At 52.0% G+C, this 18,711-nt stretch carries 10 protein-coding genes, 1 tRNA gene and 1 pseudogene; 6 read left to right on the top strand and 6 right to left on the bottom strand.

Features of this window, described 5'->3' with window-relative positions; translation table 11 throughout:
- Positions 1-490 precede the first annotated feature (490 nt).
- The 4 genes from SynTAK9802_RS11880 to SynTAK9802_RS11895 all read left to right on the top strand — a co-directional run bounded on the left by SynTAK9802_RS11880 (position 491) and on the right by SynTAK9802_RS11895 (position 8,070).
- Positions 491-2,788, top strand: a complete 2,298-nt coding sequence (locus tag SynTAK9802_RS11880) for a DUF3854 domain-containing protein (protein WP_255487917.1) — start codon at positions 491-493, stop codon at positions 2,786-2,788.
- 331 nt (positions 2,789-3,119) lie between these two features.
- Positions 3,120-3,890 carry a peptidylprolyl isomerase gene (locus tag SynTAK9802_RS11885; RefSeq protein ID WP_255487766.1) on the top strand — a complete coding sequence of 257 codons (771 nt, stop codon included), beginning with the start codon at positions 3,120-3,122 and terminating at the stop codon, positions 3,888-3,890.
- On the top strand, positions 3,887-6,817 hold the full coding sequence (locus SynTAK9802_RS11890; protein ID WP_186496456.1) for a type I secretion system permease/ATPase: 2,931 nt from the start codon (positions 3,887-3,889) through the stop codon (positions 6,815-6,817). Before SynTAK9802_RS11885 ends, SynTAK9802_RS11890 begins: the two co-directional genes overlap by 4 nt.
- Positions 6,817-8,070 (top strand): HlyD family secretion protein, encoded by a 1,254-nt coding sequence (locus tag SynTAK9802_RS11895; RefSeq protein WP_186496458.1) that lies wholly within the window; start codon positions 6,817-6,819, stop codon positions 8,068-8,070. The genes SynTAK9802_RS11890 and SynTAK9802_RS11895 overlap by 1 nt, the downstream gene beginning before the upstream one ends.
- A gap of 190 nt (positions 8,071-8,260) precedes the next feature.
- Here SynTAK9802_RS11895 and SynTAK9802_RS11900 read toward each other — a convergent pair whose 3' ends face one another.
- From SynTAK9802_RS11900 to SynTAK9802_RS11915, 4 genes are all read right to left on the bottom strand, one after another.
- Positions 8,261-12,130, bottom strand: a complete 3,870-nt coding sequence (locus SynTAK9802_RS11900; protein ID WP_186496460.1) for a heparin lyase I family protein — start codon at positions 12,128-12,130, stop codon at positions 8,261-8,263.
- A 596-nt stretch (positions 12,131-12,726) separates the two neighbouring features.
- A complete protein-coding gene (locus SynTAK9802_RS11905) occupies positions 12,727-14,184 on the bottom strand; it encodes a hypothetical protein (protein WP_255487767.1) in 1,458 nt (485 codons plus the stop codon).
- Between the two features lie 522 nt (positions 14,185-14,706).
- Complete coding sequence (locus tag SynTAK9802_RS11910) at positions 14,707-15,837, bottom strand: glycosyltransferase family 2 protein (RefSeq protein WP_186496461.1); 1,131 nt, start codon at positions 15,835-15,837, stop codon at positions 14,707-14,709.
- Positions 15,838-15,860: 23 nt separating this feature from the next.
- Positions 15,861-16,061, bottom strand: coding sequence for a hypothetical protein (locus SynTAK9802_RS11915; RefSeq protein ID WP_255487768.1), 201 nt, complete (start codon positions 16,059-16,061; stop codon positions 15,861-15,863).
- A gap of 126 nt (positions 16,062-16,187) precedes the next feature.
- On the opposite strand from SynTAK9802_RS11915, the pseudogene SynTAK9802_RS11920 reads away from it, so the two are divergent.
- Positions 16,188-17,543 (top strand): annotated as a pseudogene (locus tag SynTAK9802_RS11920) (DUF2079 domain-containing protein).
- 17 nt (positions 17,544-17,560) lie between these two features.
- Here the strand turns inward: SynTAK9802_RS11920 and SynTAK9802_RS11925 are convergent.
- Together SynTAK9802_RS11925 and SynTAK9802_RS11930 are read right to left on the bottom strand one after the other, a co-directional pair.
- Positions 17,561-17,923, bottom strand: coding sequence for a hypothetical protein (locus SynTAK9802_RS11925; RefSeq protein WP_186496462.1), 363 nt, complete (start codon positions 17,921-17,923; stop codon positions 17,561-17,563).
- Between the two features lie 159 nt (positions 17,924-18,082).
- Positions 18,083-18,154: transfer RNA gene (locus SynTAK9802_RS11930), tRNA-Val, on the bottom strand.
- 58 nt (positions 18,155-18,212) lie between these two features.
- Here SynTAK9802_RS11930 and SynTAK9802_RS11935 point away from each other — a divergent pair.
- The gene (locus SynTAK9802_RS11935) at positions 18,213-18,695 is read left to right on the top strand and encodes a metal-binding protein (RefSeq protein WP_186496463.1); all 483 of its coding nucleotides are present in this window, start codon (positions 18,213-18,215) and stop codon (positions 18,693-18,695) included.
- The last annotated feature ends 16 nt before the right edge of the window (positions 18,696-18,711 follow it).

The following is an 18,711-nucleotide window of genomic DNA, read 5'->3' on the forward strand; positions in this document are numbered from 1 at the left end:
GTCTTCGTTAGCCCCGTAGAAAAGAGAGGGGGGCTGACACACAACACCACCGTGTGTCTTCCCATGCCTGAGCAATGGCTCCGAACGCCTGCCGCAGCAATAGCGGTCGGCTGCTCCGAACGAACACTCAAACGCCAACAAGACTTCCGCGGCGGCTGCCTCAATGAGGGCCAACACTGGCGGCGAGGCATCTCAACCAACTCCAGTTACATCTGGTGCGTTGAACGTGTCATCGATGCCCTGTCCCACCGTGGCCTCGTATCCGCGAAGGGCCGGGAGCTGCTCCTCGAACTGCAGACGGCGGAGCAAAAAAATTGACCAACGCCACAATCTGCGACGCCGGTCGAGGTCCGTGCAATGACCCGACTTTAGGCGAGTTCCTCCTACCAAAGGAGATTGTCAACTGCCCCAGATACCAGGCTGCGACTGACTTGGGCATGGCCGCTTGGGGCTTTTGTGCTCCAAACCGTGCGCGAGAACGGAGGTGGCCATGATTCCGTTCGAGGAATTGGCGGCCAGCGGCATCGATCGCGCCACCGCCGAGCGGTTGAACTATCGCTGCACTCCCGATGGTGGTTGGGAGATCCCCTATCTCGACCCCCAGGGCCAGCCGTACACCTACGGCGATGGGGTTCCGTTCGTGCGACGGAAACTCAAGCCGGGGTCAGATCCGAAATACCTCACGCCAAAAGGCGCGGGCAATCGACCGTACTTTTCGCCTTTGCTCCCGAAGGGTTACCTCGAGGGGACTAAACCTCTTCTCATCACCGAAGGAGAGAAGAAGGCCGACGCTTTGACCGCACACGGTTTTCCATGCGTTGGGCTTACGGGCGTTTGGGGCTGGAAAGACAGTCGCGGCGGAGACGCCATTCCTGAGCTGAGAGAGATCAACAGGAATCGACCGATCAACATCGTTTTCGACAGCGATGTCGTCATCAAGCCCCCGGTCCTCGACGCTTTGTGGGCTCTGGCTAAGTGGATCCGTGCCCCAAAAGAAGACGGGGTTTTCTACAGCCCCGGGGATGTTCCCAACGTGGTGTTCATCCCGTCAGAGCTGAACGGGGAGAAAAACGGTGCTGACGATTTCATCCTTCGGCACGGGGCCGATGCCTTCGCTCGGCTGCTGCGCTTGGCTCGGCCAGCCTGGACTTGGAAGGGCATCGCGGATCCGAAGCAGATCTTTTGGACAGCTGAAGCCGACAACGCCCATTTCATCGCTCAAGCGTTCATCGCCGTGCTTCAAGAGCGTTACGCCATTCATCCAACACGCGGGACACTCACGTTCAACGGCAGGCACTGGGAAGAGGTGCCGGGGAAACATCCACTGCTCGGACCCCTCCACCAGCTGATGGATGAACACAACTTTCACCGTCGTGGGCGGCGAATGACGGAGATCCTGTCCGAGGTGGAGACCTACCTCCAGCACAACGATTGGGACGGCACCCACCTGGCGGCGTTCAGCAACGGCACGCTCGACCTAAACACCAACACCCTTCGCCCAAGCCACGATCCAAGCGACCGCCTGACCTTCGCGTTCCCTTACCGGTGGGACCCCAAAGCAACGTGCCCACGCTGGCTGGAGTTCATCCAGCAAACCTTCGACGCCGACACCGCGAAAGTATTCCGGGCGGCTCTCGGCTGGACGATCAGACCGAAGGAACCGGATGCACCGTTTCCCTTCGAAAAATCGTTCGACGTTGAGGGGCCGAAAGGCTCTGGCAAAGGAGTGATTGCTGAAACGATCACTGCTCTCTGTGGCGGCACGCATGGTGTTGCGACCCTGCGGCCAAAGATGATCGGCGACCCAGATTCAATGCTGGGGCTCCAAGGGAAGAAGGCTGCGATCGATTTCGACAGCAGCGGAGTCGTTAGGGATCCAGGCCAGTTCAACAGCATCGTTTCCAACGAACCGGTGCAGGTTTGGCGCAAGTTTCAAAACAGAGCTGACGCCAGGCTCGGCGTGGTGATCTGGAGATTCTTCAACGATCTACCTGGGGTCTCCGATGCGGGAGGCGTCGAGGGGATGCAGCGGCGCATCCTTACTCTCTCGATCGCGCAGTCGGTCCAGCGAAAGGATCCAAGCCTTAAGGCAAAGCTCCGCGCTGAGCTGCCTGGAATCCTGCAATGGGTTTGGTCGTTATCGCTCGATGAAATCAGGGAGGCGTTCGACGCTGCCGGTCGCATCGCCAGCATCAGTGCGGCATCCATCGAGGCGCAGCTGGATGCGAACCCGTGGCTGAAGTTCCTGATCGAGGTTTACCCCGACGGCATCGTTGACATCGCCGCCAAGAAACTATTTGCGCGGTATCGGGAGTGGTGCGCCGATGAAGGTCGCAGCGGAGTCCTGAACCAAACCAAATTTGGTCGAAAGTTGCGGAAGCTGACGGCTCCGAAAGGGGTGGAGGGTTCACGCCTACCGATCGTGAAACGCCTCACCAAAGCCGGAAATCGATACGACATCAGTCCGATGCGCGACTTCGATTTGGCGTTGTTCTTCGGCCTGACTGGCTCCGATGAAGGGTTTGACCCTCCACCGGTGGATAGTTCAACGCCAAACCCTCCACCGCCGGATCCAACGCCACCAGCGGGATCTCCGGCAGGGGTGAACAGTGTGAATAGTTTTTCTCCACCGCTTCACGCGGAGAGAAATGGAGTGAGTTCAGAGAAGAGGGAGAAACCGAAGCGGAAAAACCCTTCAAACCCTCCACACCCTTCACTCCAAGGCCTGAGCAATGCACCGATCGGGTCGCCGTACGATGTCGAGTTCGACGAAGACGTCCTGTATTGAGGTCCCCAATCAGTCTCGCCAACTGCGCTAAATGCAAGTAATTAACGAGCAGGATCCGAACAAGAATGCAAGGACTATGCGAGTCACTACAAAGCAAAAGCAACCCAAGGAATACAATTAATCGCAAGTCCAAAACATTTTCTTTGTTAAACTAAGCCCGAATAATTGCTTTTCTAAAAACTTGAATTTCGTGTTTGACCGCACGAAATATTGTCAATTCTCTTAATAAGGCTTTCATTCAGGCCGCATATCTCCGCTTTTTCAGGAAAGCCCATCTATAAGCTTCTAAGTATTCTTCCGTTGTTTTGTTGGAGCAGTGACCAGGGAAGCAGTGGTTCAAAAGCTGCGGCGCACCATTGGTGCGGAGGGGCAAGACCTGCTTGATCAGTTCAACCTGCTGACACCATTGATAAAGCAGATGGTGGCAAATGAAGCGATTGCTGACATCGTGGTCACTCCAGAACAGTTGGAAGAGGCGAGGCGTGGCTTGCTCCAACAACGTGGGTTTGATGGCATAGACCAGTGGACAGAGCTTTTGGAAGCATTGGGATGCAGTGAAGACGAGGTTTTAAAGCGCCTTCGCAATGGCATCCGTCGTCGCAGCTTGATGAAGGAACGTTTCGAAGCCAGGGCAATGACCCGCTTCCTAGAACGTAAGAACGAATTGGATCAGGTGGTGTACAGCCTGCTTCGCCTCAAGAACAGTTTTCTGGCAAAAGAGCTTTATCTACAGATTGAATCCGGAGAATCGAATTTCGCTGACCTAGCCAAACGCTATGCCGAGGGACCGGAACGCAACACCAACGGAATCGTGGGTCCAGTGTCTCTAACCCAGGCCCACCCAATTCTGGTTGAGAAGTTACGGGTTAGTCAGCCAGGAATCCTGCTTGAACCATTCCGCATCGAGGAATGGTGGCTCGTGGTGCGGCTAGAGCGCTACACACCTGCCACGTTCACCGATGAGGTCTCCGAACAGATGTGCCAAGAAATGTTCGAGGCCTGGATTGATGCTGAAACTGCCGCCAGTTTCAGCCAACTGGCTTCCGAAAGGTCAGAGCCGACTTCCTCCAACGGCTTCATGGACTTCAGCATCTCCCGATGAACCAGACACCATCTTTCCCTTTGGCAGAGCATCCGGCCTTCCGCGACATTTCGGAAGCCTCGCTAACCAAGTTGGAGAGAACTTGCCGTGTGCTCCGGTTTGATCTCGGGGGTCAGTTGTGTGATCCCAATGCCATCCCTGCCCGAATCCTGGTCCTCCTCCAAGGCCAAGCGAGGCTTGTCGGTCGCCATAACGGACGTCTCACAACGGTGAGCAAGTTCGGCCCAGAAAGCGTTGTCGGTGCTGCGAGCCTGCTTTGTGGTGCCCCCTGCGAGAACGTGATTGCTGCCGAAGAGGTGATTGCCTGTGCTATCTCGGATGAACTATGGCGAGAGCTTTATTCCAGGGAAACCTCATTTCGCCACTGGTGTGACCAGCAGCTCTGGCCTCAAGAGCTGCTCAAGCTGCTGCAAGTTCTTGAGAAGAACACTCCTAAATCCGACAGGTCTGCCCTTGAAAAGCTCAAGGATGCCCTGCAAAGTGCACAGCGTTGTTCTCCTGATCCGGCGGAGATAAGTGCGGCCCTGGCTGCCGGCAAGCTCATCTTTGTTACCTGTGCCTGGGGTGACCTGACGTTTGGTCAGCAGATCCATTCATCTGTGGATGTACCAGTTAGCGGACCATTTTCGCTGCGGTTGGCTTCTCTTCCCCCCTCTAGTTTCTCCGACCAAGTCTCAGCCACAGCGGACAACAGTTCTGACTCGCTGGTCTTCGCTTCATCTATCGAGGACGCAGAGGTGCATCCTCCCGTGAGCAGCTTTAGTCCTGAGCGCAATGTTGTCGACAGGCTGCGCTTGATCCGTGCCGACGGTCCACTCAAGGAAACCCTGGCCTGTTTCCAGATGTTGGCGCAGCTGCTGAAACTGCCATTCCGCCAGGATTCGATTGAAAAAGTCCTTCAGGACAATCTCCGCCGCGGTCTTACCCCCACTCTCCAGCTCTGTGGTCAGCTTGCCGCAAGCCTTGGACTTCATGTAATGGCATCACACGTGCCGGCACGTGCCGGTACCCGGTTGCAGGTGCCATCCATGGTGCCCTGGCAAGGTGGATTTGCTCTAGTGATTGCGAGCAACGAGAGAGGTTTAAAGCTGGCATCGCCCAAACAAGGCATGGTGACCTTGGCGCCGGATGATCTAGCCGAGAAGTTCCCCGCAGGAATCGAACTGCTGCTGATGGAGCGGTCCAACTCCAGCCCCGAGCAGAAGTTCGGTCCCGGTTGGTTTTGGCCCGCACTGAAGCGCTACCGCAGTGTGCTGATTCAGGTACTGGTTGCCAGTTTTGTGGTTCAGCTGTTCACCCTCGCCAACCCATTGCTGATCCAGGTGATCATCGACAAGGTGATCACCCAGCGCAGCCTCGACACCCTGCAGGTACTAGGCATAGCGCTTGTCGTGGTGACAATCCTTGAAGGGGTGCTCAGCAGCCTGAAGACCTTCCTCTTCGCCGAAACCACAAACCGCATCGATCAGCGCCTCGGAGCAGAGGTAATCGATCACCTCCTGCATCTCCCCCTCAACTACTTCGACCATCGCCCAGTGGGCGAACTAGGAACCCGAGTCGCTGAACTAGAGAAAATCCGCAGCTTCCTGACCGGTCAAGCCCTATCCACCATCTTGGATGCCGCCTTTTCCGTGATCTATATCGCGGTGATGCTGATTTACAGCTGGCTGCTCACTTTGATTGCCCTATCTGTTCTTCCAATTCAAATTGGTTTAACAGTTGTTGGTGCCCCCCTCTTCCGCCGTCAGTTCCGTGCTGCAGCGGAAGAAAACGCCAAGACCCAGAGCCATCTGGTGGAAGTGCTCACTGGCATACAGACGGTCAAGGCCCAGAACGTAGAAATGATCAGCCGCTGGCGATGGCAGGAGTTCTACTCCCAGTACATCGCGCGCACGTTTGCAAAAACAATTACGGGCACGGCCCTCAACCAGACCAGCCAGGTACTGCAGAAGATTTCTCAGCTGATGGTCCTTTGGATCGGTGCATCCATGGTCTTAAGTGGAGATCTGACTCTTGGTCAACTGATCGCGTTCAGAATCATTTCGGGCTACGTCACACAGCCCCTGCTTCGTCTGTCCACGATCTGGCAGAGCATCCAAGAACTGCGCGTCAGCTTTGAACGGCTTGCGGATGTGATCGACACTCCGGAGGAATCTGATGAGGTGGATAAATCAAAAGTAATGCTTCCGCCTATGCAGGGAAATGTGCGGTTTGAGAACTTGTCGTTCCGCTTCCGTCAGGGACAGCCGCAGGTGTTGAAGGACGTCAATCTGGAAATTCCCGCCGGAACTTTTGTAGGCATCGTGGGCCAAAGCGGCAGCGGCAAGAGCACGCTGATGAAACTCCTACCTCGGCTTTATGAACCTGAGTGCGGCCGGATTTCAATTGATGAATACGACATCGCGAAGGTTGAGCTTTATTCTCTACGCCGTCAGATCGGCATCGTTCCACAAGACCCTCTGTTGTTCAGTGGAACTGTGAGCGACAACATTGCACTCACTAACCCGGAAGCCTCCAGTGAAGAGATCGTGCGGGCTGCGCGTCTCGCCAATGCCCACGATTTCATCATGGATCTTCCAAGTGGCTACAGCACACCTGTGGGGGAACGGGGTGCATCGCTCAGTGGAGGGCAACGACAACGGGTTGCAATTGCCCGCACGTTGCTTAGTAACCCCAAGCTGCTGGTCATGGATGAAGCCACCAGCGCCCTCGACTACGAAACCGAACGGCAGGTATGCGACAACCTGTTTAGCAACCTCAATGACCGCACAGTCTTTTTCATCACCCACCGACTGTCGTCCATACGTCAAGCCGACATGATCGTGATGCTTCACCAAGGAGCGGTTGTTGAAGTCGGTACACATGACGAGCTCATGAGCCAACGCGGTCGTTACTACGCCCTTTTCCGTCAGCAAGAGGCTTGCTGATGAGAAAAAATCTGCACAAGGTAACGGCTGGCTTGAAGCAAAGCTATTGCAATCTGGTTGCTTTATTACGCGACCTGAAATGCCATCTCGATCCAGGCAGCCCTGAAGAGCAAACTGATCTCAACACCTACGACGAGTCAATCCTCCAACAGAGTCGCTTGTGGATGAGCACAGTCAACTGGGCGCTGATCGGAAGCACAGTTTTCGGCGTGACCTGGTTGGCCCTGGCACGTACCGAAGAAATTGTGATTGCTACTGGTCAGCTAGAGCCCGTCGACTCCGTTCAGGACATTCAGATGCCTTTGGGTGGCGTAGTTGATCAGATCCTGGTGAAGGAAGGGGATCAGGTGGAGTCAGGCCAAGTGTTGATGAAGCTGGACACCGAAGCCAGCGAGGAACAGCGCAACAGCCTGGAGAAGACGATCAAACTAAAACAGGAGCAATTGATGCTGAAGAAGGAGGAGAAACTCAACACCATGCAGATGAACCAGGAAGAGGTGCTGATGCTGGAGAACAATCTTGCGCTTCAGAACGAAATTCTTCAGCGTTATGAGCAATTACAGGCCGCTGGTGCCTTTTCGGAGCTGCAATATCTCAATCAGCAAAACATCGTTGCTGAAACCCGCGGCAAACTGATGCAGAGCAATGCGGAACGTTTGCGTCAAATCGCTCTCCTGGATCAACAGACGGCCCAGTTGAAGTCGGAGCTAGCCGATCTCAATGGACGCTTTGTGGAGAGCAGGGTCACCCTGCGTTACCAGCAGCTGAGATCGCCCGTGGATGGTTTGGTTTTTGATCTGAAGCCCACCTCCCGTGGCTTTACGACCCAATCCACCCAGACGGTGATGAAGGTAGTGCCGATGGGTTCGCTCGAAGCGAAAGTGGAGGTGCCGAGCAACAAGATCGGCTTCGTACAGGTGCCCAAGGGTTGCCCTCAAGATCGCGATGCATGCATGTCTGCCGACATAAGCATCGACTCCTTCCCCTCCAGTGACTTCGGAGTTCTAAAGGGCAAAGTAACTCGCATCGGTTCTGATGCATTGGAGCCTGATCCTCAAGAACAGCGTCAAGAACTCAGCTTCCCGGTAACGATTCAGCTGGACGATCAACAGCTGAATCTGAAGAGCGGATCATCTTTGCCCCTGCAAGTAGGCATGAGCCTAACGGCTAACATCAAGCTGAGAAAAGTCTCTTATTTACAGCTGCTACTAGGAGAATTCAAGGACAAAACAGAATCTCTACAGCGTCTCTGAGGCTTATAGAAATTAACCATCGAAGCGATAGTACAAATACCAACCAACCTCATACAAGTTATTTTCGTAGCACTTAAGTATAGAGTTCAAGCATTATCTTTTAAATTGGTCTTAGTCAGTGCTAGCAATAGACATTTATAAGATATTAGAAAGGATTCGATAATATTTTTTGCGAGAAATAAGCTTTAAATTAAACAGTTAATTTAAGATCAAATCCAAAGATAAAATCATCAAAATCATTATCGCCACCACCATGTAAATCTTCTAAACCTATAACTCCATTCCCAAATTCTCTAAAATGAGAAATACCATCAGCATTGGCTTCAGCAAAAGAGAAATAAGTTTGATCAGTGTCATGAACAGAAGCATAAGGAGCAATCATCTCTGAGTCTGAGAATGATGTGATTGAACTTGTTATAGTATTTCCATCGCTAGTAGATAGAGTGCCAAGAGAGGAAAATAAATTAGTTGAATGTAATGCAGCCTCTTTATAACCAGTTTCATCGGGAGTAATTAAATCTCCTGTTATTGGGTCAGATACAGCTCCATTACTATTTTGTATTTTATAAAAACCGACAGTACTATTATATTGTGCTTCTCTAGCAACAGAAACAGATCCCTCGAGACTTAATCCGGCAAATCCTGAGAAATCTAATATTGGGTTAAATCCTAAATCACTTGCAATTAAATCGTTCACCCCGGAGAAACCTTGTTGTAAAGCTATGGCAATTGTGTTCCCTCCATTAGAAGCAATAGCTGAATTTGTTGAAGTATCGCTAAGGTTGAGGATATTAAAACTAGAACCAAACCCATCCAAATTAGTATTATTTGCAAGCAGAGATTCAAGTGTTGTATCTACGACTTCAAAGAAAATCAACTTTTGAGTATTTATTAGACTTATATCTGCAGTTAAATCCATTGAAGAGAGATTAGGTGCACCAGAATTTTCTACATTTGAAAGTAATATTGAACCTCTATTCTTGATCAAATCATAAGTTAAAGTATCGCTTTCATTCGCATTAAGAGCTACATAACCTATCTGATTCACAGTACTCGCCATACTACTAATACTTATAGTTAAATTAAAAGCAGCAGGTGATGTTGTATCACTTGCATCAGCAACAGTTAATGCCGTAGTACTTGCAGTAAAAACTGGAGTTAGATCAACAACTCCTGCAGTAGATGGATCAAGAATTGTTCCATTTTTAATACCATCTTTATCACCATAACCCCCATCAACTAACTCTAAATTAACGGTATCGGCATTTCCATCTCCACTTAAATCATAAAATCTTGCTCCTGCTTTTTTAGTAGGATCATAAGTAAGTGTTGTTGCTGTAGGAGAAGATCCATCTCCTGTCTCTGTATAAGAAAAATATGCAATATTTTTACCTGTTGTAGTTAAGCCATCTACAAGTGGAGCTAAATCTATTGTGGTTTTACCTTTGCCATTTAGTGCAGTATTCCCTAATAATAATTCAAAATCAATACCAGTTTGACCTATTGAAAGACCAGAAGGTTTATTTGATATTGTAGGTGCGCTAGATAAACGATTAAGTGTTAAAGCGCCGTTGATAGTTCCAAAAGTAGGACTAAATAATGGAGTTATTGTTGAATTATCTGTTTTCTTATAAGACAGTTTGTAGAAAGTATCATCAGAGTTGGTTTTCTCTCCAATATCAGCGATGGTAACGGTATGAGTTTGATCAGATGTATTATTTTGAGCATCTGTAGCTCTTACCACTACAACATATTCATTATTTTTATCATTATCAGTTGGATTTTCATAATCAGGAGCAGTTTTAAATGAAAGTGTTCCTGACGAGGAATTGATATCAAATAGTGATGCATCAGCTCCTCCACTTAATGACCAAGTAACAGTTTCATTAGCAGTAAATCTATGCACACCTGTAATATTTTCTTGTATAGATTTTGCACTTGTTGCAGCCCCTGCGCTACCAGAAGAACCTGTTATCAATACTGCTGTTTCATCAACATCCGTGACGGTGGTGGTGACGGTTTGATCGGCCGTGTTTCCAGCGGTGTCAGTGGCACGGACGGTGACGACGTAGGTGTTGTTGTTAGCAGTGTTACCAAGGTCGTTTGGATTTTCGAAATCTGGGGCTGCCTGAAAGCTCAGATTGCCATTGGCATCAACTTGAAATTTGGCTGCATCAGCACCGCCACTGAGAGACCATGTGACGGCTTCATTGGCCGTGAGTTGAGAAACAGCGGTTGTATTTTCAGGGATTGATTTGCTGGAGGTTGCATCACCTGCTGAACCAGAGGGTCCGGTAATTACCGGAGGAGTGCCAGCAACGTTGGAGTTGTTGGTGACCGAGGTGCTGCTTAGCGATGCAGCGTCATTGCCTTGGCTGTCTTGAACGGCATTGCTGTCGTTGGAGCCGGATGGATCGGTGTAGGCAACGGTGAGCGTCTGATCGTTTTTGACGGCGTTGGTGAGTGTGAGCTCAACGGTGGAGCCGTTGATGTCAACAGCGGTGACGGCATTGGCAGCGCCATCGGTTGTGACTGTGAAGGCGTTAGCCGCTGCAGTGGTTGCCGAGAGGGCCTCGTTGTAAGTGAGGACAACTTTGCTGCCGTCAGTGGATGTGGCAGCTGAGGAGAAGGTGGGTGTTGTTGTATCGAAGGTTTGTGAGGCTTGTGTTGCAGCGTCGTTGCCGTTGCCCGCTGCGTCGGTGGCAACATCTGCGTCGACATCGACGGTGATGGTGCCTGTGGAGTTGGAGTCTGGAGTGACGGAAAGTGTGTAGGACGAATCGCCGTCTGAGCCTGAGAAGGATCCTTTGGAAGCATTGGAGCTGATGGTGATGTCATCAGCGGTGAAACCAGAAACAGCCTCTGAGAATTGAAAGGAGAAGACGATCTCACCGTTGGCTGAACCGGTGATGTTGTCGGTGATGGTGAGCGTGGGTGTTGTGGTGTCGGGTGTTGTGCCGTTGACCCAATCGTTCACGGTGGATGGCAGAAAGGTTGCCATCTCGACTGCGTCGACAAAGTAATGTCGATCATCTTCAATATTGGTATACATCCCAAGCTTCATGAAGCTGTCGTTGGTGTTGTCTACATCATTTAGATTGGTGCCAGTCTCATTGAATATTGTTTGACCATCCAGCCAGACCGTAATTTTTCCTTTCGTGCTGTCTTGAGATGGTGTTAGGTGAATCTTGAGGTCATGCCAGGTATCAGGTGAAAAAGTGGCGATGGGATATTGATCGTGTCGATACCTGCCATCTACTTCTTCCAGTCCATAGTGCCCATAAGGACTTCGTGCAAATAATTTATAATCTCCTTCATTGCTCAGTCTAAGCTCGAAATTGGGATCGGCTCCCGGGTATTGTTTATGCTGAAAGATTAGAGTCGAATATTGTGTAACTGGATCCCACTCTGCGCTTGGCAGATAAATTTTTTCGGATATATAAATATCTTGATTTTCCTGAACACGTGTATTGTAATTACGGGCACCAAGTTCTGCTCTCTTGCTGCCTGATGTGGCTCCAATCTTGATAACATTACTGCCCTCTTGGGCGGTTAATCCAATATTGATTGCCTCCAAGCTTTTGATGTAGTGAATGTCGTCATCAGCTCGATATCCGTCATCGAACCAGCCACCGCCAGCATGGTTTCTGCTGCTAGAAGACAGCGAGTAGGTCTCCATGAAGGGAGCCGGATTGTCACCAACAATATTGCTCTCCATTTTCCCCTCGTAGGGGTTATCACCCGTAACAGTGCGCGCCTCTCCGCCGCTGAAAATGCGCCAATCGCCGGAGGTAATTGTTGGTGAACTGGTGGTTATTTGCTGCCCAGAAGATGAAGTGTATGTTGCATCAACGCGAATAGCTCCAGGACTTATATTGTTGCCAATTAAAAAGTCACGCGTTGTAGCGCCCGCAATCGAAGCTTCGTCCAGATACCATTGGTATGAAATTGCTTGATTTGTATCTCGGTCGCTCAGCTGAGATATGTCTGCTCTGAGAAGCTTCCCGCCAACGTTTTCCTTCGAATCTTTATCGTTAATTGTTGTGCCAAGAATCTGCAACACGCCTCGCCAAGCCTCGTTAAACTTTTTAATATTGTAGTCGTGTTTAAGCTTGGCGCAATATTGCCAGCTGCATCTTGGATGGCATCGCTGTCGTCGTCTGATGTTGGGTCGGTGTAGGCGACGGTGACGGTTTGGCCGTAGGCAACACCAGAGTTGAGGTTGTGAGTAAGTTTCTCAAGGTTTAACGCCGATAAATGCGCCTTAAGGTAAAAAGGGTAAAAATGATATAAGGCTATTACAATGATTTGGGGCCATAGCTCACCTGGTAGAGCACCTGCATATGCAGCAGCTGCCTGAAGTCCAGGCGAGACCGATGGTGCAGAGAGCACACGGAATGACCCCAATCTGTGCATGAAATGCAGCCGATTGCTGCCCTTCTGTACCCCTTATGCAGGGGATTGTGCCAGTTAAAAAAGATTTTGACACCAGGGGTGGTGGTAAATCCTGTTGAACAATCTTGCAAGTTCTGCTCTAATTAGATCGTCGAAGGAGGTTGACACCCGATTGCTGAAATAGCCAATAAAATCAATAGATGCTGTCTGCCAGTGATGTTCTGAAGGCGATTTCGCGATGAAGGGTAAATTTATATTTATTTATGGGATGTATTCACATTGCAGGATTCGTGCGTGGCTTAGGTCGGCTGATCGGTCATGGCAAGTGAAGCCAACACTTTCGACCTGATCTTGGTATGACTGTAGAGCGGTTAGTTGACGATTTGCCGATGTGGAACTGTTGGCAAGCCATAGCTCTTTAGGTAGCGGTGAACTCTCGAGAAGACTTTTTAAATCAGAATAGTTGCCCCACGGCTCCGGATCCAAAGGGATGCGGCCCATTGATAGTTCCATGTGATCACTTAGATTAAACATCCGTGCACGAGGACTGAACCGATTCACCAGGCCACTTGTGCGTTGGCTAACCGAACGAAACTGATCAGACTCGCGAATGCCGCTAACTCCAGTATCTAAATCAGCAAATCCGGGTCCCCACCAACTGGCTAATAAAAGCCCTAGGACGAAAAGACAGCAAGAACGACCAAAGCGATTGAGATCCCAACTACCTAACTGATTAGCCAAAAAAGGAATTGCAGCAGGTGTAAGCACAACAAAATATCTGCTAAAGGCAATCGGCTTGATAAAAGAAATGGTTACAACACCAAAAACCATCAATAAAGATGGCATCACGCCGCATCGGTCAAGCAAAGGTAATTTAGACCTTCGACAAATATTCAAGCCTCCACAGCGTCTCAAAATCACAATTAAAAGTGCAAAGATTGCTAGCTTTGGAAGCGGCCAAATGCCAATCCCACGAGCCAAGATTTCTTCAAATAGACCATAGCTTGGACGGGGAATCCACGATGCTTGCCCAGATGTACTGAGATGATCGAACGCGTAGAAAATATATGCCAATCCAGGAATAACACCTAGCAAAGCAGGAGAAACGAAATCCCATCGACGCTTTAGGCCATCCCAGGTGGCAACTGCAAGAACAATAGCCATTCCATAGAAGTGCGTAAGTCCGGCTAGACCAGCAGCAACTCCGTAAAACACTCGATTTTCTGCATTTCGCCACCACCAGAGAAGTGCAACCAAAAAAACAAGAAGTGAATAACTCCTGCCTTCGATTGCAAAACGAATCGGATATGGACTGCAGAAAGAAAAAAGCATTGCGATAGCGACCACCCTGGGGCTTGCTCCACTAAGAACTGACGCTTGGCGAACCATAATGAAGCCCGCTGCCAAGTAAGTCAGCCATGAAAATAAACGAAGCGTCACTGGGCTTTGGCCTAACAAACGCCCCCAAACCCAGAGCGAGATGTCATAAAGGGGAGGATGCATATCCCCCTTTAAATTACCCAGCATTCCTCTAAAGCTTGGAAGAAAGCTTTTGCCTACGGTATAAAGCTCATCACCCCAAAGAGTTGAAGCATCGATCAAAAGTAATGTCCGTAAGCTAAAGGCAACGCAAATTGCTATTACCAAGAACATCCAAAGAGGTTTGGCGTTAAATCCAAGCTTGCCCAATTCCTTGATGTTAAGTATTTCGCCTTTCATGATTAATGTGACTTGCCGGGTAGCGAGAGAGTGGTTGCTACTAAATTTTGAGTGGATTAAACATGCTGAATCCATTGCATGAACTACTGTTTAAGCTGTTAATCAGTCCAATGCGGCCATAGCTTGCTGATGCACCGCTGAGGTTTGGGTTGCTTGCGCGTTGTTCTGCTTCGGGTTAGATGCTCACTGCCACGCCTTAGTTGGCTGCGCCCTTCAGCAAGCTCAGCTCCAGCAAGGCCAGCACCTCCCCATGGCTGCCGCCACAACTGTTGGGAAAACACCTGAGAGATCTTAGAGGCGCCGCCGTCGTCAGCTCCCGCTGGTGAACCGCAAAACCCCGTTCTGAGCCCTGACCAACTGCGCTGTGTGTAGATGGTCGATGCCAGCAAATCCATTGCCATCACAGAACTCAATCGCCACGGCACCTGTTGTTGTGGCCCAGGCTGTGGCCTAAACCACCGAAACGACTCTGTCTGCACCAACCGCAGCAGGCTTCCCAGGCCGATTGGCAGCCAGGCCGGCCTAGGGGTTGTTCCAGACGAAGCGGGATGAGGCCGCATAGTTCCAGACGTAGACGACAACAATGCCTGCCAATTGGGCCCAGAGCGTATGGGCCTGGATCAGGGTGTAGAAACTGGTGGCAAGACCAACGTTGGCAAGGGCCGGCAGGGAGGCCACCAGCAGAAACTTCAGCAACCCCCCGATCAATTGCCGTCCGCTCTGGCGTCGGTCGCGGAAGGTGAGGGCGTTGTTCACCAGATAGTTCGAGCTTGCGGCGGTGATCACGGCCACAGGAAGCGCCTGCTGAAACGCCAGGTTGAACAGGCCCATCAGCAGTGCTGTGGACAGCAGCTGCACCACCACACCTGAGGCGCCCACAAGCCCGAAGCTGATGGCCCGCCGCGGCAGCAGCCGCAGGGTTGCGGTGTGAATCAGGGACACGACGAAGTCCCAGAGAACAGCGAGATCGAGCTTGGAACTGCCATGCAGCCTTGGCTGAAAACGCAGCGGAATTTCTCCCACCTGCAGGCGGCCGCGGCTGATGGCCAGGAGTTCGTAGAAAAATTTGAAGCCGTTCACGTCCACTTGACGCACCAGCGGCAGGCAGCGGTCGAGGCGCAGCACGATGAAGCCGCTCATGTAATCGCTCAGGTGCCGGTAGGATCTGTGCAGGCTCCACCGGGCCAGACGGTTGGCGAGGGTGGAGCCATCGGTTCGTCGATCACTGAGGCCTCGGATTTCGGAGCGGTCGAGGAAGCGGCTCCCGGCCACAAGGTCCAGTCCCTCTCGATCCAGGAGCTGCACGGCTTCGCCCACGGAGGTCGGTTCGTGCTGTCCATCGCTGTCCATCACTACTGCAGTGGGATAGAGGGCTGCGATCAGGCCTTCCTTGATGGCGCTGGCCAGCCCGGAGCGTCCCACCCGTTGGATGATCCGGATCCTGGGGTCCTGGCGGGCCAGGGCGCGAACCAGATCTGGGGTGCCATCGCGGGAATCGTCATCGACGATCAGGATTTCGAGCGGATGATCCGTCCCCAGGTGAAGCAGGGATTCGATCACCTGGCGGATGGAACCACCTTCATTGAAGGTGGGCAGCACGATGGACAGGCCGCTATGGCTTGTCGGTCCTTCACGTTCCGCGGTGGACGACACAGTGCGCTCCAGTCGGGCTCAGGCTACCGACAGTTGGCCAAGGTCCATCTCCCGGCACGGCCTTCGGTGATGCAGTCCTTCTGCGGCTTGTCGGTGAGATGGTGGCCTGGGCCACCTTTGAAGCGCTCAATGCGTTGTTCGGCATACCAGTTGAGGCTGGGGCGTTCGTCGTAACCCTTGAGTCGGATTTCGCGTCCAGGGTTGGCTCTGGCCAGGGCTGCCACATTGTCTGGATCAGATCATGCTTACTTCAAACTTGCAATAAGTTGCTGAAGCACAGCTTGGAAATTCACTCCCAACTGCCTGTTACTCGGCGCCCTTTTCTGATCCTTACGATCATCTACACAACTGTGCTTTTCGGCAGCACCGCAATTCAGCACTTTCTGCTGGGAACACAGGGTTGGGATTTGGGCATCTTCGAGCAGTTCAACTGGCTGATCGCAAACGGACATATCAAAACCATCAGCAGCCTGCGTGACATCACGCCACTGCAAGACCACTTTGCGCTGCTTCTGCTGCCGATCTCGCTCATTTATAAACTGCTGCCAAATGCTTACACGCTTCTTGCGCTGCAGTGACTAGCACTGGGATCGCTGACGGCCTTAAGCGCAGAATTGTGTCGTCGCAGGAATATCGCGCCTCAGCTCATCTGGGCCCTGATGATCGCCATCATTTTTAACCCTTGTAGCTTTCTTGTGAATCGGGGTGAGTTTCACGTAGAGGTGCTCACCCTGCCGCTGATGCTGCTCGCAATCACAGAAACAACGCAGAAGCGCCGCTGGCTCTATTACGCCTCCTTGCTGTTGAGCCTTTTTGCCAAGAGTGCTCAAGCTCTCTTCGGGTTTGGCTTGGCTCTTTATGCATTGGCACGGGGTCAACGGACCCGAGCCGGAATTACCGCAGGCATCTCCTTGGCATGGTGGCTGATCGCCTCAAAGATGGCCTCTGCAGGCGGCGATTACATAAATCTTCGTTTGGGCTATCTCGGCGGCAGCAAGCTGGAGATCATCATCACTTTGCTTTCCAAACCATGGACGGTCTTTAGTGAAGCGTCCCCCGAATCAATCTTGCTTTACACGGTCGGCCTTTCGCTTCCGTTCCTTGCATTGTTCCGGCTGCGTTCTTGGCCGGCATGACTGGGTGCCAGCCCGATCTATCTCACGAATCTGATCTCAGCCTCCGGCATTCAGCGAGAGCTAAATCACCACTACTCCGTTGGAATTCTTGCTTTTCTGATCGCAGGTTGTATCGATTCCATAGGTACAGCGCCAACCTCGATGCGGCTACATGCAAAACGCATTGTGGCGATCACAGCACTGCTCGCCACAACTGCGTTATTTGCCTACGGCCGAATCGGTTACTACAGCACTCGCTATCTACCTCGCATGCAGGAGGCGATGCACTTCCAGCAGGCAAAGCGGGTGATTCCCGATGGAGCTTCAGTTCTAGCTATGCGCAACTATGTCTCCCATATGGCTGGTCGTTTAACCATTCGTCAGATCGAGTACGACTACGGTCCAATAGACCAGTATGAGTGGATCGTGTTGCCCGCACCGAACGTACCCATAGAAGTCGGTGGAAAGCTCATTGCCGCGGGCGGCAGCAGGGTGGGAGCGCGTATCGACAAAGTCACCAAGGAAGCTGAAGCTAACGGCATGCAATGCAATAAGGCCAACTCTTCGATCGTTGTTTGCTCCAGGAGTTGAAACACATCCAGCAGATTTCAGGATCGACGGCGTACGCCTTGGCCGCGGTGGGAGTTGTACCCAGTGCCAGTCATGTGATCGAGCTGGCGGATGGCGCTCACCACGGCACCAGGGTTCTTCTGCTGCATCGCCTGCCCAGCCGCGGCCATCAGCGTTTGGATTGACCACGACAGCAGCTCCTGCCGGTCGATGCCGCTCTCATTGATGTCGTCCTTGATCTGGGCCCACGCCTTCTTCAGCAACCGGTAGCCCTGCGACCGTGAGATCCCCCACGTTTGTCGCGCAAAAGTGAGACAAACCGTGTTGGACTGCCCGGCCAGGATCATTCCTTGGAGGTGTTCAACACGCTCCGCTATCTCCGTTGCTGTGGCTCGTGGCATAACCGATCCACTCATGAAAGCCACTTGTGGAGCGAGCTTTTAGGCCCTCAATGATAGGACGATTTGGAGCACGATTTGGAGCACACCTAGATAACAATCAAGAAAAACGGCCTCCCCGCTCAAAGCGGGAAGACCAGTTGAGAAGCGGGATTTGAAGGATGGGCGATACGGGGATCGAACCTGTGACAATCTCCTTGTAAGGGAGGTGCTCTACCGCTGAGCTAATCGCCCCACCGGGCAGATTCTGCCCTAACGCGTCAGCTTGGGGACGCACAGCAGCTCCGAAGGCTTGGCAACGGGTCACCGCCACGACCAGAGCATCTGGGTTCTGAGCCTCCCGCTCGGGATCGCTGTGGGCTTGGTGCTGGGATGGGCTGCAGCCTTAACCGCCGCCGCCAGCTGCCTGGCTGGCGGTTTATGGCTGTCCCCAGACCTCGATACCCGCTCCAATGCGCTGCGGCGCTGGGGAGCCCTCGGCTTTCTCTGGTGGCCCTACCGCCTGCTGATTCCCCATCGCTCGCTCTGGTCCCATGGTCCTCTGCTGGGAACAACCGCGCGCCTGGCGGTGCTGCTCACCTGGTGCCTGATCGTGAGCATGGCGGTTCCAACACTCTCACCAGCGGTGCTGCTGACGACGCTCCAGCAACTGATGCATCAGCACCCACGGGAGTTCATCTCTCTGCTTGTGGGTTTGGAGGGCAGTGCCTGGATCCACCTGATCCTCGATGGCGACCCCTGGCCCCAGGAATGGTCGAAGAAACGACAGCGATGAGAAGGTGGGCGTTGCC

Origin of the sequence: Synechococcus sp. TAK9802 (assembly GCF_014279535.1) — a bacterium.
Lineage (GTDB): Bacteria > Cyanobacteriota > Cyanobacteriia > PCC-6307 > Cyanobiaceae > Parasynechococcus.